Raw genomic sequence first — 26,476 nt, 5'->3', positions numbered from 1 at the left:
GATCAGGCGCTGGGCCGAGGTGCCGTCGGCGCGTACACCGCCACCCCGATCGAACAGGTGACGAAGAACTCCTTGCCCTCCAGCATGGCCGGCTGGGTCACGGCGCGCATGATGCGCTGGGCGACGTCGTGCGAGGCGTCGGCCGGATATTCGCACAGGATGGCGACGAACTCGTCGCCCGACAGGCGCGCCACGGTGTCGCTGTCGCGCACGCTGTCGCGCAGGCGCTGGGCCACGGTTTTCAGCAGCTGGTCGCCGGCCTTGTGGCCGAGGCTGTCGTTGACGAACTTGAAGCGGTCGAGGTCGATCAGCATCACCCACAGCGGCTTGCCGCTGCGGTTGGCGAACGCCACCGCCTGCGCCAGCCGGTCCTGCAGCAGCACGCGGTTGGGCAGGCCGGTCAGCACGTCGTGGTGGGCGATGTGCTGGATGCGCTGCTCGGCCAGCTTGCGGCCGGTGATCTCGCTGCCGGTGCCGCGATAGCCGCGGAACTTGCCCTCGCGGTCGAACACCGGCTCGCCGCTGGTGCTGAACCAGTGGGTCTGGCCGTCCAGCCCGGGCAGCGCGTATTCGAGGTTGGCGAACGGCAGGTGGGCCTCGAGCGTGGCGCGGTGGTCGCGGCCCCAGCGGTTGTCCCACAGCGCCGGGTTGATTTCCCAACGGGTCCTGCCGAGGAAGGCCTGGGGATCCTGCTTGCCCTTGTCGAAGAAGCCGCCGGTGATGCTGGTGAAGCGGAAGTGCTCGTCCTGCTCCCAGTACCAGTCCGACGACAGCGCCAGCAGGCGGCGGAAGCGGTGCTCGCTTTCCTGCAGCGCCTCCTCGGTGCGCTTGCGCGCGGCCACGTCCTCGGCCAGCTTGTCGTTGCTGGCCTTGAGCGCCACGGTGCGCTCGTCGACCAGGCGCTGCACGCGCAGCGAGCGGCGCGCCAGCGAGTTGACGAAGGCCGCCGTCAGCAGCGAGAACAGCAGGCCGCCGATCAGCGTCGACAGCGAACCGAGATGGTGCGGCAGGAACGGCCGCGGCAGCGGCGTCACCTGCACGTGCCACGGCTTGCCGGCCGCGCTGAAGGTGCGGGTGTAGGGCTGGCGGTAGTCGAACGCCAGCCAGCGTTGCAGCGGCAGCGGCGCCGGCGGCTCGTCGGCCTGCTGGCCGCGCGTGTAGACCAGGTTGGCCGGGCGGATGTCGTCGCCGATGTAGACCTGGACCAGCAGTTCGCGGTCGTCGAGCAGGTCGGCCGCCAGCAGGATCTTCTGGATCAGGTCGGCCGAGCGGATGACCGCGCTGGTGTTGCCGACCCAGGCCGCGCGCCGCTGCGCCACGGTGCTCAGCTCGGCGCCGGGGCGGTAGACCGGCAGCAGCATCACGAAGCCGTTTTGCGCGTCGGCCTCCTGTTCCAGCCGCAGCAGCTCGGTGGTGCGCGGCTGCGCGCTGTCCACCGCGTCGGCGATCACGCGCGCCATGTCCGGCAGCGAGGCCAGGTCCAGCCCGAAGGCGGCCTCGTTGCCCTCCAGCGGCTCCAGGTAGTCGACGATGATGTGCTGGGGGCGCGGCGACAGCGGCTGGCGGTTGGCGTCGTGCAGGCGGTATTCCGGGCGCTCTTGTCGCGTCTCGGCCTCGTGGCGGAGGGCGCCGGCGTGGTCCAGCACGCGGTGGAAATTGAAAGCCTGTACAAAAGGATAACGTTCCAGCAGCGGCCGGGTGAAGGCGGCGAACTGCTCGCGCTCGACCACGCCCGCCGTCTTGAACAGGGTGTTGATGATGGTGACCAGCTCCAGCGTGTCGTCCATGCCGCGGCGGATGGCGGCCGCGCGCATGTGGCCGCGCTGCTGGAAGCTCAGCTCCATCTTGCTGTATTCCAGCGCGCTGACCGCGACAAACAGCAGGCCGGTGACGGCGACGCCCGTCAGCAGCGTCAGGATGGCCGCCAGCGAGATCCGGGATGACTTGCGGGGTGACGACATGACGCCCTCTCCGGCAGGAAGATTGGCATGGCGCGGGCGGGGACAAGGGCCGCAGGCTTGCCGCTAGTGTGTCACAAAACATGCCGTGGCGACAGATATCGTGCCAAATAACCACGCCCCGTTGGCGCATGCCGCGCATGGATTCCGGCTTGCGCCGGAATGACGGTCAGAGCCAGCGCAGCTTGAGCACGATCCAGTGCGCCAGCAGGCGGTTGAGCACGGGCAGGGCGAGGCCGTGGCTGCGCGCCACCTTTTGCTGCATGGCCAGCGCCGGCGAGGCGCCGCCGTCCTTGACCGCGAACAGGATGCGGTTGTTGCCGGCGATGCCGCGAAACCAGCAGATGCGGCCCTCGAAGGTCTGGCGCAGGCGGCGCAGCATGTCGCCGTAGTGGGGATCGTAGCTGAAGATATTGCTCACCATCACGCCGCCGGGGCGCAGCGCGCGCCGGCAATCGGCGTAGAAGCTGGCGCTGCCCAGGGCTGGCGGCAGGCCCTCGGCGTCGAAACCGTCCACCAGCAGCACGTCGGCGCTGTTGTCCAGTCGGGCCATATACTCGACCGCGTCGGCCTGGATCACGCGGAAGCGGGCATTGTCGCGCGGGATGGCGAATTGCTCGCGCAGCGCGATCACCTCCGGGTTCAGTTCCAGGACGGTGATGCGGCACCGCGGCAGATAGCGGTAGCAGAACTTCGCCAGCGAGCCGCCGCCCAGCCCGACCATGACGATGTGCTCGGGCCGCGGGTGAAACAGCACGAAGCACATCATGGCGCGCGCATAGCTGAGCACCAAGTCGTCCGGGCGCGACAGGCGCATCTCGCTTTGCACCATGCCGGGCTGGAACTCCAGCAGGCGCTTGTTGCCGTGTGTGCGGACCCGGGGGCGCGGCGGGGAGGATGGCGGTGGCGTCAAGTTGTGTTGGATTGTGGATTTACCTAGGGAATCATAGTAGCATGGCGTTAGCACAGGCCAGCCCCTCCGGCGGCCATCTTGGAGAGAGATACGATGTTTTTAGACCACCCTACGCTTACCGCCACCAACAGCTTCACCGAGCCGGACCGCCTGGAGCGCCTGACCCGCGTCTACGGCTACGTGGCGGCGCTGGCCGACCTGGCCGGCAAGCAGAGCTTCATCGAGAAAGTCAGCCAGCTGCACGACCACAAGGGCACGCTGATCGTGTTCTGGCACGACAGCCCGACCGAGGATGAAAAGGCGTTCTTCGTGCAGGCCTGGTCCAGCAAGATGGGCGACGGCAGCACCAACGTGGAACACGAGGTCTGAGGCCCGGGACTGACATCGGGCCGCGGTCATGGATATAAAAACCTTGCTGCTGGCGCTGGCGCTGGGCAACTGGAGCCTGTGCGCGGCGCTGTTCTTTTTCGCGCGCGAGGCGCGCCGCAACGGCCAGGGCGGCCGCGCCCACGCCACCTGGGCGTGGGCCAAGCAATGCCAGGCCGTGGCCTGGACCTTGTTGTATTTCCGCGGCGACCTGCCGGATTTCCTGACCATCCCGTTCGCCAACGCGGTGCTGTTCGCCGGCTTCGCGCTGGATGCCGCCGCGCTGTGGGAGCAGGCCGGGCGCCGCGTCTGGCGCTCGCACCTGCTGCCGGCGCTGGGCGCGGCCATCGGCGTGTACGTGGGCGCCTGGCTGCTGCAGCTGCCGGCCGGCGGCCGCATCGCCATCGCCTCGCTGGCGGCCGGCTTCTTCTTCCTGGCCGGCGCCGCCGCGCTGGGACGCGGCTGGCGCAACGGCAGCGCGTTGCGGCGCTACCTGGTGCTGCTGATGCTGGCGCTGAGTGCCGCCGTGGTGGCGCGCGGCCTGTGGCCGCTGCTGCCGGAGGGCGCCGACGGCGGCGGCACGCTGGTGGCGCAGGGCGTGGGCATGGGCGCGCTGTACTTGATGATGCTGGGCAATGCTTTCGGCTACCTGCTGCTGGCGCGCGAACAGGCCGAGGCCGAGCTGGCGCGGCTGGAGGTGGTCGACCCCCTCACCGACGTGCCGAACCGGCGCGGCTTTTACCAGGCGCTGACGCCGTGGATCGCGCTGGCGCGCCGCCCGGGCATGCCGACCGCGCTGATCATCCTCAACCTGGACCAATTCAAGCGCGTCAACGACAGCTACGGCCATCCGGCCGGCGACCTGGTGCTCAAGGCCATGGTGGACGTGTGCAAGAAGCAGCTGCGCGACTCCGACCAGATGGGCCGCCTGGGCGGCGCCGAATTCGCCTTCCTGCTGCCGCGCACCTCGCTGCAGGACGCCGCCATGGTGGCGGAACGCATCCGCAACGCCGTGGCCGCGCTGCCGGTCAAGGCGGAAAAGGCCGTCATCAACATGACGGCCAGCCTGGGCGTGACCGTGATCCGCGCCGAGGACAGCACCGTCAGCCTGTTCAAGCGCGCCGACGAGGCACTGCAGGCCGCCAAGCAGGGCGGCCGCAACCGGGTGGTGGAGCTGAGTCATCAGGCTGTCACAAATTGAGCTTATCGTGCTTATAATGGTATAAATCGTTTAGTTTGATTTGTTTGATTTAGCGCGGAGCCTTCGAGATATGTATGCAGCAGTAGATTTAGGTTCCAACAGTTTCCGCCTCCACATCGGCAAGCATGACGGCGAGGCGATACGCGTCCTCAAATCCGTGCGCGAGCCGATCCGGCTGGCGGCGGGCCTGGACAAGGACGGCAACCTGACGCCGGCCGCCATGCAGTCGGCCCTCAATTGCCTGAAGAATTTCCGCACCGTGCTGGCCGCCTACAAGCTGGACGGGGTGCGCGTGGTGGCCACCTCGGCCATGCGGGTGGCGCGCAACGCCGGCACCTTCCTGCCGGAGGCCGAACTGGCCATCGGCTACCCGATCGAGATCATCTCCGGCGAGGAGGAGGGGCGCCTGATCTACATGGGCGTGGCGCACGCGGTGGCGCTGCCCGGCGAGCGCCGGCTGGTGATCGACATCGGCGGCGGCTCCACCGAGCTGATACTGGGGCGCGGGCAGGAGATCGAGCGGGTCGAATCGTTCAGCGTCGGCACGGTCAAGCAAAGCCTGTCGTTCTTCATCGGCGGGCGGGTGGACGGGCCGTCGTTCGAAGCCGCCATCCTGTCGGCGCGCAGCCATTTCGAGGACGCGGCGCCGCCGTACCATCCGCAGTTCTGGAAGCAGTGCTATGGCTCGTCCGGCACCGCGCGCACCATCGCCGACATCATCGTCAAGAATGGCCTGGGGCGCGAAGTCAACGGGCAGTCGCTGGAGGCGCTCAAGCAGCGCTTCATCGACTTTGGCCACGTCGGCAAGATCGACATGCCGGGCCTGAAGCCGGACCGCGCCTCCACCATCATCGGCGGCCTGGCGATCCTGATTGGACTGGTGCGCGAGCTCGATATCCCGGTGGTGGTGCCGATCGAGGCCGGCCTGCGCATGGGCGTGATGTGGGACCTGCACCTGCGCTCGACCAAGCGCGATCGCCGCGAACAATCGGTGCTGGCCTGCGTGCAGCGCTTCCACGTCGACGAGCGCCGCGCCAACCGCGTGGCCGACGACGCGCTGGCGCTGTATGCGCAGACCAAGCCGACCTCCGACCAGTACAGCCGCCACCTGTACTGGAGCGCGCTGCTGCACGAAATGGGCATGGTGGTGTCGCACACCGGCTACCACAAGCACGCCGCCTACATCATCGAGAACGCCGACCTGCCGGGCTTCACGGCGCGCGAGCAGCGCCTGATGAGCCGCCTGATCGTGGCCCACAAGGGCAACCTGCGCAAGGTGGCCGAGGTGCTGGGCGAGCCGGATTTCGCCAAGGCCATCGTGGCGCTGCGGCTGGCGGTGTTGTTCATGCACTCGCGCATCGACATCGACTTCACCCAGATCAAGCTGCGCTTCAAGAGCCGCATCGAGCTGGAAATCCGGCGCGAGTGGGTGGCCGAGCATCCGACCTTGTCCTACTGGCTGGAGAAGGAGCAGGAGCAGTGGGATGAAGTCGGTGTAGACTTCGCTATCCGGACCAGTTGAAGAGGAAACCATCATGCGAAACAGGACGACCAGCGTTTGCGCGGCGATCGCGCTAGTCCTGTCCCTGCCCGCCGCCGCCGCACCCAAGGAAACCGTGACCCTGTGCTACGAGGCGCAGGACGTGCTGCCGTGGCGCACCGCGAAGGGCGGCGGCCTGAATTTCGAGCTGCTGAAAATCGTCGCGCAGCGGCTCGACATCCGCCTCGATTTCCAGAGCATTCCGTGGAAACGCTGCCTGGCGCAGCTGAAGGCCAACGCGGTCGATGGCGCGTTCGCCGTCAGCTACAAGCCGGACCGGCGCGAACTGGGCGAATATCCGGGCGGCGAAAACCTCGACGCCAGCAAACGCATGCACACCGACACCTACGTGGTCCTGCGCCGCAAGGGCAGCAAGGTGGAATGGGACGGCAAGCATTTCAGCAACCTCGATGGCGCCGTCGGCTTCCAGCTTGGCTACTCGGTGGGCGACGTGCTGCGCGCGCAGAACCTGGAAGTGGACGAGGGCAGCCAGCGCGCCGACGAATTGGCGCGCAAGCTGATCGCCGGCCGGCTGGCCGCGGCGGCGGTGGGCGGCAGCGACGCCGCCGGCTTGATGCGCGGCCCGCTGGGACCACAGTTGGAGCAGCTGCCGGTTCCCATCATCGAGAAACCGTACTTCCTGATCCTGTCGCACGCGCTGCTGGCATCCCGGCCGCAGCTGGCGGCCAGCATCTGGAACGAGGTGGAGAAGGCTCGCAACAGCCCGGCCTACAGGAAACTGGCGCAAGCCGAAGGAGTGCGCCATTAACGCGCGCGACAAGCTGCCGGCCGACGGCGGCGGACCGCTGTCGCAGGTGCGGCTGGCATGGCGGCGCAATATCCTGTTGCGGCTGGGGTTTGGCATCTTCCTCGCGGTGGCGATATCCACCGCCATCTATACAACCTATGTGATGCGCACCCTGCGCAGCGAGGCCGAACAGAATCTGCGCGAGCGCGCCGAGCGGCTGGCGGCGGTGCTGTCGCAGGCGCTGGCGCGGCCGCTGTTCGACATCAACAGCGCGGCCGTGTCCAGCGTGGTCGATGCGTCCGGCGCCACGCCGGAAGTGCTGGTGCTGCGCGTGCTGGGACCGAACGGCGCGGAACTGGCCAGCTACGTGTCGCCGATGAAGGAGCCGGTGTCGTCGATCCACGTGCGGCGCGAGATCCAGTTCAGCGACGCGCGGCGCAACTACCCGGTGGGCTCGATCGACCTGGCGTACTCGCGCCAGCAGATGGACCGCGACCTGCAGCGGCAGATCGTCAACACGGTGGCGGCCAACCTGCTGCTGGCGCTGGGTATCGTGCTGTCCATCTTCATCGTCGGCCGGCGCGCGGCGCGGCCGTTCGCCGACATCCGCATCGGGCTGGAAAAGCTGACGCGCGGCGAGACCGACATCAAGCTGTCCGGCGTCGGACGCGACGACCAGGTGGGGCGGCTGTCCGACGCCGTGCTGCGTTTCCGCGACACGCTGACGCGCCTGCGCGACGCCGAGCGCGAACTGCGCGATCTCAACGCGGAGCTCGAGCAGCGCATCAGCGCCCGCACGGCGGAGCTGACCCGCAGCATGCAGATGGCGCGCGACAGCCAGGCCAAGCTGCAGGCCATCGTCGACACCGCGCTGGACGCGGTGGTGCGCATGGACGTGGAAGGGCGCATCGTCGGCTGGAATAAGCAGGCCGAGACCATCTTTGGCTGGAAGCGCGAGGAGGCGCTGGGGCTGGAGCTGGACAAGACCATCATTCCGCCGCGCTTCCGCTATGACCACAAGCGCGGCATGCAGCGCTACCTGACCGGCGGCGGCAGCGGCGTGCTCGATACCCGCATCGAGGTGTACGCCCTGCGCCGCAACGGCGAGGAGTTCCCGATCGAGCTGGCGATCACGCAGGTGAAGATGGAGGAGCGCGACAGCTTCGAGTTTTGCGCCTTCATCCGCGACATCAGCGACCGCCGCGAGCGCGAGCAAAAGCTGGTGAATGCCAACGTGATGGCGGAGGCGCCAATATCGCCAAGTCCGAGTTCCTGGCCAATATGAGCCACGAGATCCGCACGCCGATGAGCGCCGTGATCGGCATGGCCTACCTGGCGCTGCGCACCGAGCTGACCGCCAAGCAGCACGACTACATCAGCAAGATCCACCGCGCGGCCTTGACGCTGCTGGGCATCATCAACGACATCCTCGATTTTTCCAAGATCGAGGCCGGGCGGCTGGAGGTCGAGTCGATTCCGTTCTCGCTGCAGGACGTGCTGGACAACGTCAACAGCGTGACGGCGCAGCGCGCCGCCGACAAGCGCCTGACCTATGTCATCGGCGTGGCGCCGGACGTGCCGCGCCATCTGGTGGGCGATCCCCTGCGGCTCGGCCAGGTGCTGATCAATCTGGTGAACAACGCGGTGAAGTTCACGCTGGAAGGCAAGCTGGAATTGCGCTGCGATCTGCGCGCGCGGCGCGGCGACAAGGTGACCTTGCGCTTCACGGTGAGCGACACCGGCATCGGCATGACGCCGCAGCAGAAATCGCGCCTGTTCCGCGCCTTCAGCCAGGCCAATGGCTCGACCACGCGCCAGTATGGCGGCACCGGGCTGGGGCTGTCGATTTCGCAGCAGTTGGTGCGGCTGATGGGCGGGAATATCGAGGTGGAGAGCGAAGTGGATCATGGCTCGACCTTCCAGTTTGATCTGCCGTTCGCCTTGTCGGATGAAACAGCGCTGGCCGCGCAGGCGAGCGCGCAGCACGCGGCGGTGGGCGAGCTGCAACTGGACGCCTCGCCGCGCCGCACCGCGCGCGTGCTGCTGGCCGAGGACAGCGCCGACAACCAGGACGTCACGCGCGCCTTGCTGGAGTTGCAAGGGCTGGACGTGGAGGTGGTGGGCAACGGCCGCGAGGCGGTGGCGCGCCTGATGGAGGCCGGGCCGCGCGCCTACGATCTGGTGCTGATGGACCTGGGCATGCCGGAGATGGACGGCCACGAGGCCACGCGCCTGTTGCGGGTCGACAGCCGCTTCAGCGAGCTGCCGATCATCGCGGTGACCTCGAACGCGCTGGCCGGGATGCGGGCGCGCTGTCTGGAGGAGGGCATGCAGGACTACCTCACCAAGCCGATCGATCCGCAGCGGCTCTACAGCGTGCTGTCACGCTGGCTGGGGATGTCGATGAAGGTGATTCCGCCGGTGCCGCCGTTGGCGGAATCGGCGGACGGCGCGGCCGACGCGCGCCAGGCCTTGCTGGACCTGGCGGGGCTGCTGGCGGATTTCAGCGGCGAGAGCATGGATTATTTTGAACGCGCCCAGGTCAGCCTGGCGACGATGTTGTCGCCGCCGGAGATGGGGCGGCTCAGGCACCATATGGAGCAATACGAATTCCAGGCCGCCGGCAAGCTGCTGGCGGAAGCCATAAAAAGACAGGAGACATGATGAACAATGCCAATCGCCCGACCGTTTTGATCGTTGACGACACGCCGGACAACATCACCTTGTTGTCCACGCTGTTGAAGGACAAATACAACACCAAGGTGGCCACCAGCGGCGCCACGGCGCTGCAGATCGTGGCGTCGTCCAAGGTGGATCTGATCCTGCTCGATATCATGATGCCGGACGTGGATGGCATCGAAACCTGCCGCCGTCTCAAGGCCGATCCCGCCAGCGTGGGGATTCCGGTGGTTTTCCTGACCGCCAAGAGCCAGCAGGAAGACGAGGCGCTGGGCCGCAGCGTGGGCGCGGCCGACTTTTTGCGCAAGCCGGTTAATCCAGATCAATTGTTCGCCCGTGTGGCTGCTCAGCTGAAATGATATATACTGTTTATATTGTTGATTAAATTGGAGTGAGTATGGCCACCAAAGCAGCCACCAAAGCAGCCCCGAAAACCACCGCGACCAAGACCGCCGCCAAGCCGGCAGCCGCCAAGCCAGCCGCCAAGCCAGCGGCACCCAAAGCCGTCGCCAAGCCCGCGCCGAAAGCCGCCGCCAAGCCGGCCAGCCGCGCGACCACCGCCAAGCCGGCGCCGAAAGCCACGCCTAAGGCCGCACCGAAAGCGGCACCAAAGCCGACCGCGCCAAAAGCCGCCGCCAAGCCGAAAACCGCCGCTGTGGAAGCCAAGGTCAAAGCGCCAAAAGAGAAATTGGTACGCGACAGCTTCACCATGCCGGAAGCCGAATACGCGGTGCTGGGCCAGGTGAAGAAAACCGCCCTGAAGGCCGGCTTCGAAGTGAAAAAGAGCGAACTGCTGCGCGTCGGCGTCGCCCTGATTTCGCAAATCGACCTGGCGACGCTGAAGAAAGTGCTGGCCAGCCTGCCGCAACTGAAGACAGGCCGTCCGAAGAAGGCCTGATTAAAAAACAACATGTCACGAAAATGACATTTCACTGTCATTTTCCTGAAGTATTCGCTGGTTACGCTTGCTTCGTCTTCCACAAAAAAGGGATGAAGCATGCAAACCTCGATCATACAAGCGGACGTGCGCGCGGCGTCCGGCAAGCTGGTACTCAGTATGGCAAGCACGCCGGAAGAACTGCGCGAAGTGCAGCGCCTGCGCTACAAGGTGTTTATCGAGTCCATGGGCCTGAGCGCGCTGGAACGCGCCGACGGCCTGGATAGCGACGAATTCGACGAGCACTGCGACCACCTGATCGTGCGTGATGCCGACAGCCTGATGGTGGTCGGCACCTACCGCCTGCTGAACGCCACCCGCGCCCGCAAGCTGGGCCGCCTGTATTCGGAAGGCGAGTTCGATCTGGGCCGGTTGAACAACATTCGCGGCCGCATCGTGGAAGCCGGCCGCGCCTGCATCCATCCTGATTATCGTGGCGGCAGCGTGATCATGCTGCTGTGGTCCGGCCTGGCCGAGTACATGCGCCGCGAGAACGCCGAATTCCTGGTCGGCTGCGCTAGCATCTCGCTGGCCGACGGCGGTCACAATGCCGTCGCCGTGTACCAGCAGCTGGCAGCCAAAAACCTGGCGCCGATCGAATACCGCGTGACGCCGCACCTGCCATTCCCGTTCTCGAAGCTGGAAGCCGCGCAAAAACCGCAAGTGCCCGCGCTGTTGAAAGGCTATATGCGTTCGGGCGCGTGGATCTGCGGCGAACCGGCATGGGATCCTGATTTCGAAAGCGCCGACCTGTTCCTGCTGATGCCACTGGCAAACCTGGACGCGCGCTACGCCCGTCACTACGGCGTGGGCGAGCTGCAGGCGGCTTGAACGCGCCCGCGCGGCCCCGTGTAGAATAAGCCGTTGTGCTTATTCCGCGGGGCTGTGATGAAGTTGGATCTGGAGTCGGACAAGGCGGGTTTTCAGGAACGCCAGGTAACGCGCCATCGCGGCGCCGACGCCGCTCGCGCCGGCGACCGTGTGATCGAGGAAGTGCCGGTGGCGCTGGTATTCAATGGTATCTCGCATGCCGTCATGATGGTCACGCCGCGTGACCTGCAACCGTTCGCCATGGGCTTTGCGCTGACCGAGGGATTGGTGGCCAAGCCGGCCGACGTGTTTGACATCGAGGTGCGCGAGCATGCGCGCAGCTTCGAAATCGACATCACCATCGCCAGCGAGGATTTTGTGCAGCTCAAGCAGCAGCGCCGTTCGATGGCGGGCCGCAGTGGTTGCGGCGTGTGCGGCATCGAAAGCCTGGAGCTGCTCGACCTGCGGCCGCAGCGCATCCAGGCCGCGCCGCTGCCGGCGCCGCTGCAACCGGCCGTCGCCCGCGCGGCTTCGGAACTGGGACAGTACCAGGAACTGCAGCGCGCCACCGGCGGCGTGCATGCCGCCGCATGGTGCGGCGTCGATGGCGCCGTGCTGAAAGTATGCGAGGACGTCGGCCGCCACAACGCGCTGGACAAGCTGATCGGCCATCTGGCGCTGGAGGGCGTCGACATGCGCAACGGCTTCGTCTTCATGTCCAGCCGCGCCAGCTACGAGCTGGTCCGCAAGGCCGCGCGCATGAACATTCCCATGCTGGCCACCATCTCCGCGCCCAGCACGCTGGCCATCGATATCGCCGCCGAAGCCGGCATCAAGCTGCTGAGCTTTTGCCGCCAGGACGGCTGCGTCGAATATTCCTGACGCGTGGCCGTCAGCCACGCATGATACCGCTTTCATGCGGCTAGCCGTTGCCTTCGCGCAACGGCGAAGTCACATTCCAATCGAAAATTACACAAAAAAGATCTTTCCCGATACACACTGAGGTCGTGATTCAGCGCCAAAAGAAGCGACCACAACTACCGGAGGGAACGATGACGAAGACCACGCTGGCCCTATCCATCCTCGCGGCATGCGGCGTAGTTGCCGCTACCGCACACGCGCAAGACTCCTTACCCATCACCATCGCCGGCTTCGGCACCGGCGCCCTGACCAAGACCAATACCGACCTCGCCGAATTCAGCCGGCCCAGCCAGGCTTCCGGCGTCGGCAAGGATGCCCGCACCGGGGTCGACTCGAACTTTGGGCTGCAGGCCACCGCCAAATGGGATGACCGGCTGTCGTTCACCGCGCAGGGCTTGGTGCGCAAGCATGGCGAAAGCGACCAGTACACCGCCGAGCTGGCGTGGGCGTTCGCCAAGTACAAGCTCAGCGACGACTTCTCGGTGCGCCTCGGCCGCATCGGCTTGCCGATCTATATGATTTCCGACTCGCGCAACATCGGCTACGCCAACACCATGCTGCGTCCGCCGACCGAGGTCTATCAGCAGGTGCCGCTGGATAACGCCAACGGCGGCGACGTCATCTACCAGCACAGCTTCGGCGAGACCACGGTGACCGCGCAGTTCGCCACCGGCGTGGCCAAGGACCATTCGCGCAACAGCACCCTGGTCAATTCCAGCACCATGGCGGCCCAGCTGCTGCTGGAGAACGGTCCGTTCACCTACCGTATCGGCCGCTCGCAGGCCAACGTCAGCATCCACAACGCCGGCCTGGCGCAGCTGGTGGCCGGCGCCAGGGCCGTCAATCTGCCGATCGCGGATCAGTTGAACGTGATCGATTTCACCGGCAAGTTCACCTCGCTCGGCCTGACGATGGATTATCGCAACGTGCTGGCCCAGGCCGAATACGCCAAGCGCACCACCGACACCCGCCTGATCCCCGACACCACCTCCTGGTACCTGATGCTCGGTTACCGCTGGCAAGCGTTCGTGCCTTACTACGTGCACGGCAATGCCAAGCAGGACAGCGTCCGCAATTTCGCCGGCCTGCCCACGACCGGCCCGCTGGCCGGCCTGAGCGCCGGCATCAACGGCGCCATCAAAGCCGGGCTGCAAACCACCGACGCGGTGGGCCTGCGGTGGGACTTCTACAAGTCGGCCGCGTTCAAGGTGCAGATCGATCGCGTCAAGCCGAAGGATGGACCGGGCTATTTCCTCAACGCGCAGCCGGGCTTTACGGGGCCGGTGACCGTGTACGCCGCCGCCATCGATTTCGTCTTCTGAGGAGCGCGCTATGAATACGTCTATGGGCAAGCTGTTGCTGGCGGCCGGCGCCTGGCTGGCCGCCACCTCCGTGTTTGCGACGGAAATCGTGGTGATCGTCAATCCCAAGAATCCGGCCACGCGCATGTTCAGCGAACAGGCGGGCCAGTTCTTCGTGGGCAAATCCACGCTGTTCACGCCGGTCGAGCATACCGACGGTCCGCTGCGCACGGAGTTCTACCGCAAGGTGCTGGACAAGGACACCGCCCAGGTCAAGGCGATCTGGTCCAAGCTGGTGTTTACCGGCAAGGCCACGGCGCCCAAGGAGCTGGGCTCCAGCGCCGAGGTGAAGAAGGCCGTCGCGGCCGACCCCAACGCCATCGGCTACATCGAGAAATCGGCGGCCGACGATACCGTGAAGGTGATCCTGACGATACCGTAAGCCGCCGGGCCGGGCTCAGAAGCGGTGGTTGTATTCCGCCGTGAACTTCATGCTGCGCGGCGCCGTGTAGCCGACGAACGCGCCCGGCGTGCCGTAGGTCGGCGAGATGGCGCCCGAGGCGGTGTTGTAGACCTGGTCGATTTGCTGCACCGTCTGCTTGTTGAACAGATTGAAGATGTCCAGCTTGAACGACAGGCCGTTCAGCCGCGCCGGCTTGTAGACCACATCCATGTCGAAGCGCACGTCCCACGGAAGGCGGCCGGCGCTGCCTTGCGGGGCCGGCGTGTTGGCGCCGCCGACGCCGCAATAATGGTAGGCGGAGCCGTAGTCCGGGAAGCCGGGATCGGCGTCCTGCAGCGCTTGCGGATAGTTGCCCAGGCAGCTCTCCGGCTGGCCCGAGGCGATCAGGGCATTGCCGCCCAGCGACCATTGGCGGTTGATCTCATAGATGCCGAACGCCTTGATCTGGTGCCGGCGGTCGTTCGGCAGCAGGCCGCTGGCATGCTCCATGATCTCACGGTGGTCCCAGGTCTCGGTCGCGGCGACGTCGGTTTGCGCCACCGCGGACAGGGTCTGGCCTTCGGTGTTGCCTCGGCTGCGCGACAGCGTGTAGTTGATCTTGCCGTACCAGCCGTTATGCATCGGGTGTTCGGCGAGGAAGTCCAGCGCTGCGTAGGTGCGGCTGGGGCTGTCGAAACCCATGTCTTTGGCCGTCAGGCTGACCGGGGTGAGGTTGGTGCCGGTGCCGGAGAAGTCCACCAGGAAGTCGTTGGTGCGGCCGGGATTGATGGAGGCGCAGGCGAAGCCGTTCCAGTTCGAGGTGTCGACGTTGTGCGCCGCCGCCCAGGCGTCGAACGGACGCTGGTCGCAGAAATCGTCGATGGTGGAGCGCAGCTTGCGGTAGGTGCCCTTGACGCCGAAGTTGAAGTCCGGCGACCAGGCTTTTTCAAAGCCCAGCGTGATCTCGTCCTGATAGCTCGGCTTCAGGTTTTGCGCCGCGACGGTCTGGTACAGCTTGGGTTGCCCGAACTCGTTGTCGGCCGAGGTCACCGGCGTGATGGCGGTCAGGCCGGTCGGCACGCCGTTGGCGCCGATGCCGGTGTAGGTGAAGTACTGGCGGGTCAGGGTCGACACCGACGCGCCGCGGATCGCCACGTGGGTCGGGATCTGGATCGAGTAGCGCCCGGCGCTGCCGTACACCTTCAAGCTCGAATCGCCGTTGGCGTCCCAGACCGCCGCGAAGCGCGGATTGAGCTGGTTGTTCACCTCCAGGAAGGTCTGGCCCAGGCCGTTCTTGTTCTTGTACTGCTCATCGCGCAGGCCGATGGTCAGCAGCAGATCCTTGTTGTACTGCCAGCGGTCCTCGAGGTATTGCGCCGACTGGTCGGAGAACGCCGCGGTGATGTCGTTGAAGATGCGGTGGCTGACGAAATAGCCGGTCGCGCCGGAACCGCTGCCGGCCGCCACGGTGGTGCTGTAGCCGTTGAGCGTGATCGGCGCGTTCGGCGTGGCGGTGTGGTCGTAGTTCCAGCTCGAGCCGCCGGCGGTCATGTCGCCGGCGCCGTACGAGGAAAGCTTGTTGTTGTCGAAGCCGCCTCGGATCAGGTGCTGGCCGAGCTTGTATTCCAGGTCGAAGCGCTGCGAGGTCACCTTGTCGTACGACGATGGCGACGAAATGGTGCCGCTGAACGGTTGCCGGTTGATGTTATCCATCGGGAAGTCCGGATTCTTGCCGGTGGCCGTGATGATGATTTGCGGGATGGCCGGATCATAGCCGCCCAGCGACGACACGTGGCTGGTGTGGTTGCGGCCATACAGCGCGGTCACGGTCAGGGCGTCGGTCAGGTTGCCGGTGTACTTGAGGATATTGGAGCGGGCGCCGATGGTCGGCGTGATGTTGGCCAGGCTCTCGTAATGCGCGGTGCCGCTGACCACGCCGGTGCGGCTGCCGCTGGCGTAGTCGAACCCGGACAGCGTGCGGTCGGTGACCGGCTTGTCGCCGATGGTGGTCCATTCGAGGCGGTGGTTGTCGGTGATGTTCCAGTCGAACTTGCCGAGGTAGCGGGTGGTCTTGTTGCGATCGTCCTGCCATCCCGACACCTCGGGCGAGCCGTCGATGGTGTCGGCCACCTTGCCGCTGTTCTCGCGGGTCTGCTCGGCGGCGATGAACATGAACAGCTTGTCCTCGATGATGGGGCCGCCGACATAGGCGCCATACTTTTTGACGGTGTCGGTGTTGAGGTGGTTGATCGCGTGGATCGTGCCATCGGTGGCGGTGTTGTTCGGATCGCCGGTGCGCGCGTAATACACGTCCTTGGCCTTGGCGCGCAGCGCGTTCGGCTCGATGCTGTACTGCGCCCCCACTTCCCAGTTGTTGGTGCCGCTCTTGGTGGTGATGTTGATCACGCCGCCGATGGAGCGGCCGAATTCGGCGCCGAAGCCGCCGGTCATCACCTGGGCCTGGGCGATGGCGCCGAACGGCAGCTCCGAGGCGCCCAGCTGGGTCAGCGGGTTGGCGACCGGGAAGCCGTTGATGTAGTAGGCGTTCTCCGACGCGCCGCCGCCGCCGATGCTGGCGCCGGCCGGGTAGCGCGGGTCGGCGCGGGTGGTGTTGGGCGCCAGCTGGACGATGGCCTCGACGCTTTGCGCGATCGGCAGCGCGGCCAGCTCCTTGGCGGTGAAGGTGGCGCCGTTGTTGGCGCTGGAGACGTCGATGCTGCTGCGGTGGCCGGTGATGCGCACCGTTTTCGCGCCTGGCGCGACGAACGAGGCCTCCACGCCGCGCCCCACCAGCACGTCGATCTCGACGGTGTTGACGACGCTGCCGTCGCGCTGCAACTCGATCTTGTAGTGTCCGATGGGCATGGCGGTGGCCGTGTAGCTGCCGTCGGCGGCCGGTGTCACCAGCCGTTTCAGCGCCGTGTCGGTATTGGTCAGCAGGATCGTGGCGCCGGCCGGCGCTTCCACGCGGCCATAGATATTGCCCGATGCGTTGGACTGCGCCAGCGCCACCGGCGCGACCACCGCTCCCATCACAGCCGCCGCGTATGCCACAGACAAAGTACGCGCCATTTCCGTTTTCTTCAACATAAGCTCCCTCCGATTGTTGTGACACCAGCGGTTCGATACCGTTGGAAGATTGGCCGGCTCGTGGCCGGACATGCCTTGCTTGCATGGCAAAAGTCACGCTATCAGTGTTTGCTGCGGTGCACCATCAGAACTACCTTAAAGCCGTGTAAGGAAAATCTGACCCTTCACCAGAATGATGCAAACGATTTCACGGGAGGAAGTTTTTGGCGCGCGCGCGGCGCGCCTGTGGTGCGAGGAGGATGAGGCGCCCATCGGGACGGACGGGCGGAAGGGGACTTGTGGCGGCTAGTCGGCCGGCGCCGTCGCGCAGCGCTCCAGCAGCACCGGGATCGACTTGGAGGTGGGGGTGCCGGCGCCGTCGGCGGTGCTGTGCAGCGGCACCAGGCCGTTGGTCTCGGGGAAGTAGGCGCCCAGGCAGCCGCGCGGGATGTCGTATTCCACCAGCAGGAAGCGCTCGGCGCGGCGCGTGACGTTGTCGTCCCACACGCTCACCATGTCCACGTATTCGCCGTTCCTCAGGCCCAGCATCGCCAGGTCTTCCTTGTTGATGAAGACCACGCGGCGCAGGCCGTACACGCCGCGGTAGCGGTCGTCCAGGCCGTAGATGGTGGTGTTGTACTGGTCGTGCGAACGGGCCGTCATCAGCACCATCAGGCGCTCGCCGTGCAATGCGCGGGCGCGGTGAATCGGCGTGTCCAGATCCACCGCGTGCGGCACGAACTGCGCGCGGCCGCTGGCGGTGCGCCATTCGCGCTCGCGCGAGGCCACGCGCAGGTGGAAGCCGCCCGGATGCGCCACGCGCGCGTTGAAGTCGTGGAAGTCGTCGAAGACTTTTTCGATCATCTCGCGGATGCTGGCGTAGTCGGCGGCGCAGGCCAGCCAGTCGATCTTGCCGCTGCCCAGCGTGGCGTGCGCCAGGCGCGCCACGATCGCGGTTTCCGACAGCAGGTTGTCCGAGGCCGGCTTGTTCATGCCGAAGGACAGGTGCACCATGCTCATCGAGTCTTCCACCGTCACGCCCTGCGGCACGCCGTTTTGCAGGTCGATCTCGGTGCGCCCCAGCGTCGGCAGGATCAGCGCGTCCTTGCCCATCACCAGGTGGCTGCGATTGAGCTTGGTGGCGACGTGCACGGTCAGCTCGCACTTGCGCAGCGCCTCGAAGGTGAGGGCGGTGTCCGGCGTGGCCATGGCGAAGTTGCCGCCCATGGCGATGAACACCTTCACGCGGCCGTCCAGCATGGCCTGGATGCTGTCCACCGTATCCAGCCCGTGTTCGCGCGGCGGCTCGAAGTCAAATACTTTTTGCATACGGTCGAGGAAGGCCTTGGTCGGCTTTTCCTCGATGCCCATGGTGCGGTCGCCCTGCACGTTGGAGTGGCCGCGCACCGGGCACAGGCCCGCGCCCTTGCGGCCGATCTGCCCGCGCATCATCATCAGGTTGGACAGCATCTGGATGGTCTTGAGCGCACCCTTGTGCTGGGTCAGGCCCATGCCCCAGGTGCTGATGACGTTCTTGCCCTTGATGTAGATGTCGGTCAGTTGTTCGATCTGCGCGCGCGGCACGCCGGATTCGCGCAGCAGCACGTCCCAGCTCTCGGCGCGCAGGTCTTGCTCGAAGGCGGCGTAGCCGCTGGTGTGGCGCTCGATGAATTCGCGGTCCAGCAGGCTGGCCTGGCCGGCCGCCAGCGCCTCGTCGTCGCGCTCGACCAGGCGCTTGGCCATGGCCTTGATCAGCGCGAAGTCGCCGGCCAGCCTGGGCTGGATGAACAGCGAGGCGATGTGGGTGGTCGAGCCGGTCAGCATTTCCAGCGCGTGCGCCGGCGAGGTGAAGCGTTCCAGTCCGCGCTCGCGCAGCGGGTTGATGGAGACGATGGTGGCGCCGCGGCGTGCGCAATCGCGCAGCTCGCCCATCATGCGCGGGTGGTTGGTGGCCGGGTTCTGGCCGAAGATCAGCAGGGTGTCGGCATGTTCGAAGTCCTCCAGCGTGACCGTGCCCTTGCCGATGCCGACCGTGCCCGGCAGGCCGCGGCTGGTCGGCTCGTGGCACATGTTGGAGCAGTCCGGGAAGTTGTTGGTGCCGTACATGCGCACGAACAGCTGGAACAGGAAGGCCGCCTCGTTGCCGGTGCGGCCCGAGGTGTAGAAGGTGGCCTGGTTGGGATCGGGCAGGGCGTTCAGGTGGCGCGCCATCAGCGCGAAGGCGTCGTCCCAGCCGATCGGCCGGTATTTGTCGCTGGCGGCGTCGTAGACCATGGGATCGGTCAGGCGGCCGTGCTGTTCCAGTTCGTAGTCCGATTGCCGCAGCAGTTCGGTGACGGTGTGGGCGGCGAAGAATTCCGGCCTGACGCGCTTGCTGGTCGCCTCGGCGGCCACCGCCTTGACGCCGTTCTCGCAGAATTCAAAGGTGGAGGCGTGCTCGCGGTCGGGCCAGGCGCAGCCGGGGCAGTCGAAGCCGTCCGGCTGGTTTTGCTTGAGCAGCGTCTTATAATTGCCGCCAGCGACGCGTTCGCGCACGAGGTTGATGGCTACCTGTTTCAGCGCGCCCCAGCCGGCGGCCGGATGGGTGTAGGGTTCGATGTGGCCTGATTCGGGCTTTTTGTTCATGTTGCGGTCCGGTAATATTTTCTGCGAGTATATTGCATTTTCAACTAAGCGATGTGTTCCCATGGATGATAACGTGATGGCCGCCCTGGCCGGCCTGCTGGAGGCCCTCGGGCGGATCGAGGCCGAGCGGCCCGGCAAGCCTTGTTCGCTGGCCAAACTGAGCAAGCAGGCCGGCCTGCCCATGAGCGCGCTGCGCCGCCAGCTGACGCTGCTGGAGGAGGCCGGCCTCGTCGCGTTGACGCTGGACGATGGCGGCGTCACCGGCACCATCGAGCTGAGCCCGACCGGACGGCAACTTCTGGGCCATTAGAAATTCCAGGATTGTCGGGGCATATCTTGTAATTGGTCATGCCGAGGGGTGTGAGTTGGCCGCAGACTGGGAAGATGTCGACCGCCGCCACCCCGCCTGCCCGTTATGATTTGCCATGGAAAGCCGCCTTGTCGCATGCTTTCCGGCGCTTCCTCGATTTCTATTTTGCGGATCTCAGCGCCCTGATCGACTGGCGGCAGCGCCCGCGTTTCCGCGACAAGGAACTGGCGCGGTTGGGTTTGGGCAGGGCGCCCGACGTGATGGTGGCCGACAAGCTGGTCGAGGTGCGTCTGCGCGATGGCGCGCGCCGGGTGTTGATCCACGTCGAAATCCAGGCGCAGCATGACTCCAGGCTGGCGCGTCGCATGCGCGACTACTACTCCCGCATCAGGGAAACCTACGGCCTCCCGGTAATCAGCCTGGTGCTGCTGGCTGATGACCATCCGAGCTGGCGTCCGGAGGGCTTCCATGAGGCGTTGCACGGTACGGCGATGACGTTCTCTTTCGGCACCGCCAAGCTGCTCGATTGCGCGGCGGATATCGACGCGTTGGAAGCTTCGGATAATCCTATTGCCTGGGTCACTCACGCGCATGCGCTGACTCAGCAGGCGCATCACGACGCCGACGAGCTGTATACGGCCAAGCGCCACCTGACCCAATTGCTGTTCCAGCATGGCTGGCGGGAGCGGCGCATAATGGTTTTATTCGATGTGATTAACTGGATGATGGTCTTGCCCGAGGCATATGAGCGGCGCTATTTGCAGGAGGTCATCTGGTTGGCAAAGGGGAGCGAGATGAAGAAGTTATTTAACCCATTGGAGCAAATGTTGATCAACGACGGCATCAAGATAGGCCTCGAGCAAGGACGCAAGGAGGGAGCCGTCGCGTTATTGGAGCGGCAATTGGTGCAGCGTTTCGGCCCTCTGCCGCGCGCCGTCAGCAACAAACTGGCTCAGGCCAGCCTGGCGCAACTGGAGGCCTGGAGCGATGCCCTGGCGGCGGCGCAATCGTTGAAGCAAATTTTTAACTAGGCAGCCGGCCGCAAATTTCTCTTGCATCCCGGGCCGGCAAGGTTTAGAGTTGTTGTACCGATTGGTACAACTAAAGGAAATCATCATGACCCGCCCCCCATTACCGCCGTTCACCCTTGAAACCGCCGCCCAGAAAGTGCGCGCCGCCGAAGACGGCTGGAACACGCGCAACCCCGAAAAGGTGGCGCTGGCCTACACCGAGGATTGCTACTGGCGCAATCGCGGCGAATTTGTCACCGGCCGCCCCGGGATCATCGGCCTGCTCAAGCGCAAATGGACGCGCGAGCTGGAGTACCGCCTGATCAAGGAACTGTGGGCGCATGACGGCAACCGCATTGCGGTCCGCTTCGCCTACGAATACCATGACGATTCCGGCCAGTGGTATCGCGCCTACGGCAACGAGAACTGGGAGTTCGCCCCAGACGGCTTGATGCAGCGCCGCCTGGCCAGCATCAACGAGCACCCGATCGCCGCCGCCGACCGCAAGTTCCACTGGGATATCAACGCACCGCGCCCGGCTGACCATCCGGGATTAAGCGATTTTGGTTTCTGAGCAATGCCACGAGTAATGGGAGAGCGGCGCGACGTCGTGCCGCTGCTGGCCGAAGTGTTCCGCACCTACGGTTTTGAAGGCGCCAGCCTGGCGCGGATCGCCGAGGGGACGGGCATGGGCAAGGGCAGCATGTATAACTTCTTCCCGGGCGGGAAGGAGGAGATGGCGGAGGCCGTGCTGAGCGAGATCGACGACTGGTTCCGCCAGCAAGTGTTCCAGCCGCTGCGCGCCACCGAGGACGTGGCGCAGGGCGTGGAGCGCATGTTCACCGCGGTCGGCCGCTATTTCCTGTCGGGCCGCAAGGTCTGCCTGGTGGGCGTGTTCGCGCTCGGGCATGAGCGCGAGCGCTTCGCCGTCAAGGTGCAAGCGTATTTTGCCGAGTGGGTGCAGGCATTGGCCACGGCGCTCCAGCGCGGCGGGCGGGACGCCGACACCGCGCTGGCGCTGGCCGAGGACGTGGTGGGCGGCATCCAGGGCGCGCTGGTGCTGGCGCGCGCGGCCGACGAGCCGGACCTTTTCATGCGGGCGCTGCGGCGCATGCGGCAGCGCTTGCTGACTGCCGGGTGAACTCAGCGGCGCCGTCGCGGTCTAACCGAGTTTAGACCAGCCGGGCACCGCCATGACACCTCCGTTGACGAATGTAATCGCTCCCGGCCTGGCGCCGGACATCCTGTTGCAGCAGATTTACCTGAACGTGCGTGATTTCGCCATCTTCACCATGGACACGCAGGGCCGGGTCACCAGCTGGAACCTTGGCGCCGAGCTGATTTTCGGCTTCGCGCCGGACGAGATCATCGGCCAGAACGTCGCTTGCCTGTTCACCGCGGAAGACCAGCGCGATGGCGAACAGTGGCTGGAGATGGAGTTGGCCGCCAAGTGTGACCGCGCCTCCGATTACCGCTGGCACCAGCGCAAGGACCATTCCATGTTCTGGGCCGACGGCGTGCTCACGCCGATTCCGGGCGGCGACGGTCAGCCGTCCGGTTACCTGAAAATCCTGCGCGACATCACCGAGCGCAAGCTGGCGCAGGACGAGATACGCCGCCTGGCCACGGTGGACGTGTTGACCGGCCTGGCCAACCGCGCGGCCTTCGACGCGCGCCGCTCGGAGATGGTGTCGCTGGCCGAGCGCACCGGGCAGCAACTGCTGTTGCTGATGGTCGACCTCGACCAGTTCAAGGAGGTCAACGACATGCTCGGCCACCAGGCCGGCGACCAGTTGCTGCAGCAGGCCGCCCAGCGCATCCGTGCCGTCAGCCGCGAGAGCGACTATATCGCCCGCCTTGGCGGCGACGAGTTCGCGTTGTTGCAGCCGTACGCGCCGTCGCCCGCCAGCGGCGGCGTGCTGGCGGAAAAGCTGCTGCAGGAAATGGCGCAGGCGTTCATGATCAATGGGCGCGAGATCAAGATCAGCGCCAGCATCGGCATCGCCGTATGCCCGGTGGATGCCACCTCGCCCGACGCGCTGCTGAAGAAGGCCGACCTGGCGCTGTACCATGCCAAGAACGCCGGCCGCAACCGCTATCACTATTACACCCAGGCGCTGGACGAGATCGCCCATCGCAAAAGCGCCGACCACAACGAGCTGCGCCACGTGCTGCGCACGGGCAGCTATTGGCTGGAGTACCAGCCGATCCTGACGGCCGATGGCCGTCCGTTCGCCATGGAGGCCTTGCTGCGGCTGCCGGACTTCCTCGGCCAGCAGCCGGTGGAGTACGTGATCGGCCTGGCCGGCGAGCTGGGCGCCTTGCCGGAGCTGGGCAAGGGTGTGCTGCGGCGCGCCTGCGCGCAACTGCGGCACTGGCGCGACGCCGGTCTGCGCGGGCTGCGCATCTGCATCAATACCTGCGCCAAGGAATTGCTGGACAAGGACTATCTGGCCCAGATCGACGTCGTGATGGCCGAGTCCGGGCTGGCCGCCGGCGACGTGGAGATCGAGCTGACCGAGCGGGACGCCATCGAGCTGGAGCGCAACGGCAGCCATATGATCGAGCAATTACGCCTGCGCGGCTTCATGGTGTCGCTCGACGACTTCGGCACCGGCTATTCCTCGCTCAGCTATTTGCGCGCGCTGCCGGTCAACACCATCAAGCTGGACAAGAGCTTCCTGCGCGGCGTGCCAGGCAATGACGACGCCAACGCGGTGGTCAGGATGGTGATCCGGCTGGCGCAGGACCTGCGCCTGAACGTGGTGGCGGAAGGGGTGGAGAACATTGAGCAAGCCACCTTCCTGGGCGATGCCGGCTGCACCGCGTTCCAGGGCTATCTGTATTCACCGGCGCTGAATCCGGACGACGCCACCGACTGGCTGCGCGACCACGGCGCGCCGTAGAGGCGCCGGGCTACACCAGCCCGAGGTCGCGCCCCGGTGTGCCGAAGATTTTCTCGACCTGGCCGGCATTCAGGCCGTACATGCGCGCCAGCAGGCCGCCGAACATGGCGCGGTATTCGTTGAGCACCGGGTAGTCGCGGTTCTGGAACAGCGCGGGCTGTTCCAGCCGCACCTGTTCGCCGCGTATCTTGCCGCCGTCGATGCCGCCGCCCAGCACCCAGTACACCGTGCCGTGGCCATGGTCGGTGCCGCGATTGCCGTTCTCGCGGAAGGTGCGGCCGAATTCGCTGACCACCACCACCACCGTGTCCTTCCAGTCCGGCCCCATCTCCTGCGCGAAGCCGGCCAGGCCCTTGCCCAGTTCCTCCAGCCGGTTGGCGAGGTAGCCGGTGGCGTTGCCCTGGCCGACGTGGGTGTCCCAGCCGCCGACGTCGACGAAGCCGATGTTGTAGTGCTCCTTCATCACCTTGGCGATGCGGCGCGCCTCCAGCTCGAAGCCCTTGGCGGTGATGGCGTTGCGGTTGGCGGCGTCCATTTCCCCGATCATGTCCTTCATCACATCCTCGCGCACGGTGAAGCCGTCGCGCACCGGTTGCGCCAGCGCGGTGCCGTCGTACATGGCGGCGATCATCCGGGCCTGCCTGGCGTCGACCGCCGGCTTGGCGACGTTGCGCAGCGCGGTGTTGGGCACTTGCAGTTCGCCCTGCATGATCAGCGGCAGCTGGTCGGTGAAGGCGATGGCGCTGGCGCGGTCGGCGTTGAGCGTGGCGGCCAGGCGGTTGAGGAAGCCGGAGCGGTAGTCGCGCTTGCGGTCCAGCGCCTGTCCCAGTTCGATGCTGTCCTGCGTTTCGAAGTGGCTGCGCGACAGATCCTCGGTGCCGGCGAACGGCACGAAGGCCGCCTGTCCGGCAGTGAACAGCGGATGGATGGTGTCGCGCAGGGCGGGGTGCAGGCCCCAGTCTGCGTCGAGCGGCAGCACCGCCGTCCTGGCGATGGCGATGTTGGGCCGCACCTCGTAGTAGTACTGGCTGGAGATCGGCACCAGCAGGCTGGTGGCGTCGTAGCCGCCGCGCATGAAGACGAACAGCAGCCGCGTCTTGCTGGCCGGCGCGGCCCACAACTGGCCGGCGAATGACACGGCCGAGGCGGCGGCCAGGGATTTGAGCAGGGTGCGGCGTTTCATGGTGCTTCTCCTAGCGGTGCATCAGTTCCGGCGACGACAGGAACAGCGTGTTCCATTCTTGCGGCGAGGTGGCTTGCTCCAGCGCCTGGCGCGTGGCCGGCGCCAACGACGCTTGCAGCGACTGGTAGTACAGCGCGTTCTGCAGCTGCGGGAAGGCCGGCTTTTCGAGCGGCTGCGCGCCATCGGTCTTGAACAAACCGGCCGCGCCGCCGCCGATGGCCTTGGCGATTTCGAAGCGGGTGGTCATCTGGCCCGGACTGGCCCAGCCGGATTGCGTGAGCGGATAGCCGTCCGGCGTCTGGCGACCGTACAGCGGTTCGGCCATGCGATTGAGCCAGTTCAGCATCGGGCCGGCGTTGAGGATGATCTTGTCGTCGTAGGTCAGGCGCACGGCGGAGACCACGTAGTGCACCGGGTCCTTGAACTTCCGGCCCAGCGATTGCGTGAACTCGGGGGAGGTCAGCATCACGCGCAGCACGGCGGCGATGTCGCCATCGCTGGACTGGAAGCGCTCGGCCATGCGTTCCACCAGCTGCGGCGGCGGTTCGTCGGCCACGAAGTAGATCGCCAGCTTGCGGCTGACGTAGCGCGCGGTGGCGGGATGGCGGCACAGCCGGTCCAGCGCCTCGTCCACTTCGGCCAGGCCGCGCCCCTTCACGGTCTGGCCGAGGAACACCTTGTCGCCGTAGTCGTGGCGATTGGGATTGAACTCGAACAGGCCTTTGCGCACGTACTGGTCCTGCTTGTCCTTGCGGACGTTGGGCGTCTTGTCGCCCAGGTTGACGCCGACGCCGGTGAGAATGCGCGCCAGCTGCTGCACGTCGTTCTGCGAGTAGCCGCCGTCCACGCCCAGCGTGTGCAGCTCCATGATTTCGCGCGCGTAGTTTTCGTTGACGCGGTTGGCGGCGTTTTGTTCGTTGTCCAAATAGCGGATCATGGCCGGGTGGCGCAGCGTGGCGGCCAGCAGGTCGCGGAACTTGCCCAGCGCGTGCGGGCGGATCGCCTGTTCTTCATAGTCGCTCACCAGCACGCGCAGATTGCTCTTGCCCTGATGGACATTGAAGTGGTTCATCCAGAACCACGTCATCTGCTCCTGCAACTGGTTGGGGGAGTACAGGTCGCGCAGCAGCGAGCGGGTGGCGGCCTCCTTCGCCAGCCGGTTCAACTCCTGCTGGTAGGCGCGTTGCGCGGCCTTCTTGGCGTCGTCGTCGACCATGGCCTTGTCGTAGTCGCGGCGCTGGTCTTCCAGCTCCTTCACCAATTGCGGCAGCGGCTTTTGCGAGATGGTCATGGCGTCGATCTGCGCCTGCGCCGCGGCGGGCAGCTGCGCCGGAGCGGGATGCAGTTGCCGCTCCAGCCAGGCGTCGTAGCCGATCTTCTCGGCCTGGCGGTAGGTCGTCATGTTGACGCCCCAGGTGACGCGATCCAGCGCGCGGCTCAGGGCCGCCGGATCCGCCGGCGGCGCCGGTGGCGTGGGAGGGGTGGCGCAGCCGGCCAACAGCAGCAGGGCGGCCACGCAGCGGGCGATAGGTCGAGTATGCATAATTCGCAGAATAT

Annotated in this window: 23 protein-coding genes; 17 read left to right on the top strand and 6 right to left on the bottom strand. The window is 66.0% G+C overall.

The features are described from left to right. Positions 1-2: 2 nt before the first annotated feature. Together FHW83_RS16125 and FHW83_RS16120 are read right to left on the bottom strand one after the other, a co-directional pair. Positions 3-1,961 (bottom strand): diguanylate cyclase domain-containing protein, encoded by a 1,959-nt coding sequence (locus FHW83_RS16125; protein ID WP_229224213.1) that lies wholly within the window; start codon positions 1,959-1,961, stop codon positions 3-5. Positions 1,962-2,127: 166 nt separating this feature from the next. Continuing rightward, positions 2,128-2,871, bottom strand: coding sequence for a methyltransferase domain-containing protein (locus FHW83_RS16120; RefSeq protein WP_218106291.1), 744 nt, complete (start codon positions 2,869-2,871; stop codon positions 2,128-2,130). A gap of 93 nt (positions 2,872-2,964) precedes the next feature. Here FHW83_RS16120 and FHW83_RS16115 point away from each other — a divergent pair, with 93 nt between their 5' ends. The 12 genes from FHW83_RS16115 (at position 2,965) to FHW83_RS16065 (ending at position 13,816) form a co-directional block, all read left to right on the top strand. After that, positions 2,965-3,240, top strand: a complete 276-nt coding sequence (locus FHW83_RS16115; protein WP_176647357.1) for a hypothetical protein — start codon at positions 2,965-2,967, stop codon at positions 3,238-3,240. A gap of 28 nt (positions 3,241-3,268) precedes the next feature. Continuing rightward, on the top strand, positions 3,269-4,438 hold the full coding sequence (locus tag FHW83_RS16110) for a GGDEF domain-containing protein (protein ID WP_176647356.1): 1,170 nt from the start codon (positions 3,269-3,271) through the stop codon (positions 4,436-4,438). 70 nt (positions 4,439-4,508) lie between these two features. Next, a complete protein-coding gene (locus tag FHW83_RS16105) occupies positions 4,509-5,960 on the top strand; it encodes a Ppx/GppA phosphatase family protein (protein WP_176647355.1) in 1,452 nt (483 codons plus the stop codon). Positions 5,961-5,973: 13 nt separating this feature from the next. Then, positions 5,974-6,747, top strand: a complete 774-nt coding sequence (locus FHW83_RS16100) for an ABC transporter substrate-binding protein (protein ID WP_176647354.1) — start codon at positions 5,974-5,976, stop codon at positions 6,745-6,747. Positions 6,748-6,793: 46 nt separating this feature from the next. Beyond that, complete coding sequence (locus tag FHW83_RS30755; protein ID WP_373997222.1) at positions 6,794-8,011, top strand: PAS domain S-box protein; 1,218 nt, start codon at positions 6,794-6,796, stop codon at positions 8,009-8,011. Then, entirely contained in the window at positions 8,008-9,390 is a 1,383-nt protein-coding gene (locus FHW83_RS30750; protein ID WP_229224212.1) for an ATP-binding protein, read from the top strand. The genes FHW83_RS30755 and FHW83_RS30750 overlap by 4 nt, the downstream gene beginning before the upstream one ends. Further along, a complete protein-coding gene (locus FHW83_RS16090) occupies positions 9,387-9,764 on the top strand; it encodes a two-component system response regulator (RefSeq protein WP_229224211.1) in 378 nt (125 codons plus the stop codon). The genes FHW83_RS30750 and FHW83_RS16090 overlap by 4 nt, the downstream gene beginning before the upstream one ends. Positions 9,765-9,802: 38 nt before the next feature. Further along, positions 9,803-10,303: a hypothetical protein gene (locus tag FHW83_RS16085; protein ID WP_176647352.1), complete on the top strand. Its 501-nt coding sequence runs from the start codon at positions 9,803-9,805 to the stop codon at positions 10,301-10,303. Between the two features lie 99 nt (positions 10,304-10,402). Next, positions 10,403-11,173, top strand: a complete 771-nt coding sequence (locus FHW83_RS16080) for a GNAT family N-acetyltransferase (protein WP_176647351.1) — start codon at positions 10,403-10,405, stop codon at positions 11,171-11,173. A gap of 57 nt (positions 11,174-11,230) precedes the next feature. Beyond that, positions 11,231-12,034: a formate dehydrogenase accessory sulfurtransferase FdhD gene (fdhD, locus tag FHW83_RS16075; protein ID WP_176647350.1), complete on the top strand. Its 804-nt coding sequence runs from the start codon at positions 11,231-11,233 to the stop codon at positions 12,032-12,034. Positions 12,035-12,204: 170 nt separating this feature from the next. After that, on the top strand, positions 12,205-13,395 hold the full coding sequence (locus FHW83_RS16070; protein WP_176647349.1) for a hypothetical protein: 1,191 nt from the start codon (positions 12,205-12,207) through the stop codon (positions 13,393-13,395). Between the two features lie 22 nt (positions 13,396-13,417). Then, a complete protein-coding gene (locus FHW83_RS16065) occupies positions 13,418-13,816 on the top strand; it encodes a hypothetical protein (RefSeq protein ID WP_176647404.1) in 399 nt (132 codons plus the stop codon). Positions 13,817-13,831: 15 nt separating this feature from the next. Here the strand turns inward: FHW83_RS16065 and FHW83_RS16060 are convergent, their stop codons facing one another. Next, a complete protein-coding gene (locus FHW83_RS16060; RefSeq protein ID WP_176647348.1) occupies positions 13,832-16,906 on the bottom strand; it encodes a TonB-dependent receptor in 3,075 nt (1,024 codons plus the stop codon). A gap of 285 nt (positions 16,907-17,191) precedes the next feature. Next, positions 17,192-19,510 carry an FdhF/YdeP family oxidoreductase gene (locus FHW83_RS16055; RefSeq protein WP_176647347.1) on the bottom strand — a complete coding sequence of 773 codons (2,319 nt, stop codon included), beginning with the start codon at positions 19,508-19,510 and terminating at the stop codon, positions 17,192-17,194. A 61-nt stretch (positions 19,511-19,571) separates the two neighbouring features. Between FHW83_RS16055 and FHW83_RS16050 the strand changes: the two genes are divergently transcribed. From FHW83_RS16050 to FHW83_RS16030, 5 genes are all read left to right on the top strand, one after another. After that, positions 19,572-19,820 carry a helix-turn-helix domain-containing protein gene (locus tag FHW83_RS16050; protein ID WP_176647346.1) on the top strand — a complete coding sequence of 83 codons (249 nt, stop codon included), beginning with the start codon at positions 19,572-19,574 and terminating at the stop codon, positions 19,818-19,820. Positions 19,821-19,894: 74 nt separating this feature from the next. Continuing rightward, the gene (locus FHW83_RS16045; RefSeq protein WP_176647345.1) at positions 19,895-20,851 is read left to right on the top strand and encodes a DUF4351 domain-containing protein; all 957 of its coding nucleotides are present in this window, start codon (positions 19,895-19,897) and stop codon (positions 20,849-20,851) included. Between the two features lie 85 nt (positions 20,852-20,936). Next, positions 20,937-21,404: a nuclear transport factor 2 family protein gene (locus tag FHW83_RS16040; protein ID WP_176647344.1), complete on the top strand. Its 468-nt coding sequence runs from the start codon at positions 20,937-20,939 to the stop codon at positions 21,402-21,404. Between the two features lie 3 nt (positions 21,405-21,407). Beyond that, positions 21,408-21,971 (top strand): TetR/AcrR family transcriptional regulator, encoded by a 564-nt coding sequence (locus FHW83_RS16035; RefSeq protein WP_176647343.1) that lies wholly within the window; start codon positions 21,408-21,410, stop codon positions 21,969-21,971. Between the two features lie 64 nt (positions 21,972-22,035). Continuing rightward, positions 22,036-23,736 carry a bifunctional diguanylate cyclase/phosphodiesterase gene (locus FHW83_RS16030; RefSeq protein ID WP_176647342.1) on the top strand — a complete coding sequence of 567 codons (1,701 nt, stop codon included), beginning with the start codon at positions 22,036-22,038 and terminating at the stop codon, positions 23,734-23,736. A gap of 10 nt (positions 23,737-23,746) precedes the next feature. Here the strand turns inward: FHW83_RS16030 and FHW83_RS16025 are convergent, their stop codons facing one another. Together FHW83_RS16025 and FHW83_RS16020 are read right to left on the bottom strand one after the other, a co-directional pair. Further along, complete coding sequence (locus FHW83_RS16025; protein WP_176647341.1) at positions 23,747-24,919, bottom strand: DUF1501 domain-containing protein; 1,173 nt, start codon at positions 24,917-24,919, stop codon at positions 23,747-23,749. 10 nt (positions 24,920-24,929) lie between these two features. Beyond that, the gene (locus tag FHW83_RS16020; RefSeq protein WP_176647340.1) at positions 24,930-26,462 is read right to left on the bottom strand and encodes a DUF1800 domain-containing protein; all 1,533 of its coding nucleotides are present in this window, start codon (positions 26,460-26,462) and stop codon (positions 24,930-24,932) included. Between the last annotated feature and the right edge of the window lie 14 nt (positions 26,463-26,476).

The sequence above is a fragment of the Duganella sp. SG902 genome (assembly GCF_013376005.1).
Lineage (GTDB): Bacteria > Pseudomonadota > Gammaproteobacteria > Burkholderiales > Burkholderiaceae_D > Rugamonas.
This window is presented reverse-complemented; position numbering and strand designations above follow the sequence as displayed.

Excerpts from the sequence above, each read along its gene's own strand:
- FHW83_RS16125 (WP_229224213.1), bottom strand. The coding sequence starts at position 1,961 with ATGTCGTCACCCCGCAAGTCATCCCGGATCTCGCTGGCGGCCATCCTG.
- FHW83_RS16115 (WP_176647357.1), top strand. The coding sequence starts at position 2,965 with ATGTTTTTAGACCACCCTACGCTTACCGCCACCAACAGCTTCACCGAG.
- FHW83_RS16110 (WP_176647356.1), top strand. The coding sequence starts at position 3,269 with ATGGATATAAAAACCTTGCTGCTGGCGCTGGCGCTGGGCAACTGGAGC.
- FHW83_RS16105 (WP_176647355.1), top strand. The coding sequence starts at position 4,509 with ATGTATGCAGCAGTAGATTTAGGTTCCAACAGTTTCCGCCTCCACATC.
- FHW83_RS16100 (WP_176647354.1), top strand. The coding sequence starts at position 5,974 with ATGCGAAACAGGACGACCAGCGTTTGCGCGGCGATCGCGCTAGTCCTG.
- FHW83_RS30750 (WP_229224212.1), top strand. The coding sequence starts at position 8,008 with ATGAGCCACGAGATCCGCACGCCGATGAGCGCCGTGATCGGCATGGCC.
- FHW83_RS16090 (WP_229224211.1), top strand. The coding sequence starts at position 9,387 with ATGATGAACAATGCCAATCGCCCGACCGTTTTGATCGTTGACGACACG.
- FHW83_RS16085 (WP_176647352.1), top strand. The coding sequence starts at position 9,803 with ATGGCCACCAAAGCAGCCACCAAAGCAGCCCCGAAAACCACCGCGACC.
- FHW83_RS16080 (WP_176647351.1), top strand. The coding sequence starts at position 10,403 with ATGCAAACCTCGATCATACAAGCGGACGTGCGCGCGGCGTCCGGCAAG.
- fdhD (WP_176647350.1), top strand. The coding sequence starts at position 11,231 with ATGAAGTTGGATCTGGAGTCGGACAAGGCGGGTTTTCAGGAACGCCAG.
- FHW83_RS16070 (WP_176647349.1), top strand. The coding sequence starts at position 12,205 with ATGACGAAGACCACGCTGGCCCTATCCATCCTCGCGGCATGCGGCGTA.
- FHW83_RS16065 (WP_176647404.1), top strand. The coding sequence starts at position 13,418 with ATGGGCAAGCTGTTGCTGGCGGCCGGCGCCTGGCTGGCCGCCACCTCC.
- FHW83_RS16060 (WP_176647348.1), bottom strand. The coding sequence starts at position 16,906 with ATGTTGAAGAAAACGGAAATGGCGCGTACTTTGTCTGTGGCATACGCG.
- FHW83_RS16055 (WP_176647347.1), bottom strand. The coding sequence starts at position 19,510 with ATGAACAAAAAGCCCGAATCAGGCCACATCGAACCCTACACCCATCCG.
- FHW83_RS16050 (WP_176647346.1), top strand. The coding sequence starts at position 19,572 with ATGGATGATAACGTGATGGCCGCCCTGGCCGGCCTGCTGGAGGCCCTC.
- FHW83_RS16045 (WP_176647345.1), top strand. The coding sequence starts at position 19,895 with ATGTCGACCGCCGCCACCCCGCCTGCCCGTTATGATTTGCCATGGAAA.
- FHW83_RS16040 (WP_176647344.1), top strand. The coding sequence starts at position 20,937 with ATGACCCGCCCCCCATTACCGCCGTTCACCCTTGAAACCGCCGCCCAG.
- FHW83_RS16035 (WP_176647343.1), top strand. The coding sequence starts at position 21,408 with ATGCCACGAGTAATGGGAGAGCGGCGCGACGTCGTGCCGCTGCTGGCC.
- FHW83_RS16025 (WP_176647341.1), bottom strand. The coding sequence starts at position 24,919 with ATGAAACGCCGCACCCTGCTCAAATCCCTGGCCGCCGCCTCGGCCGTG.
- FHW83_RS16020 (WP_176647340.1), bottom strand. The coding sequence starts at position 26,462 with ATGCATACTCGACCTATCGCCCGCTGCGTGGCCGCCCTGCTGCTGTTG.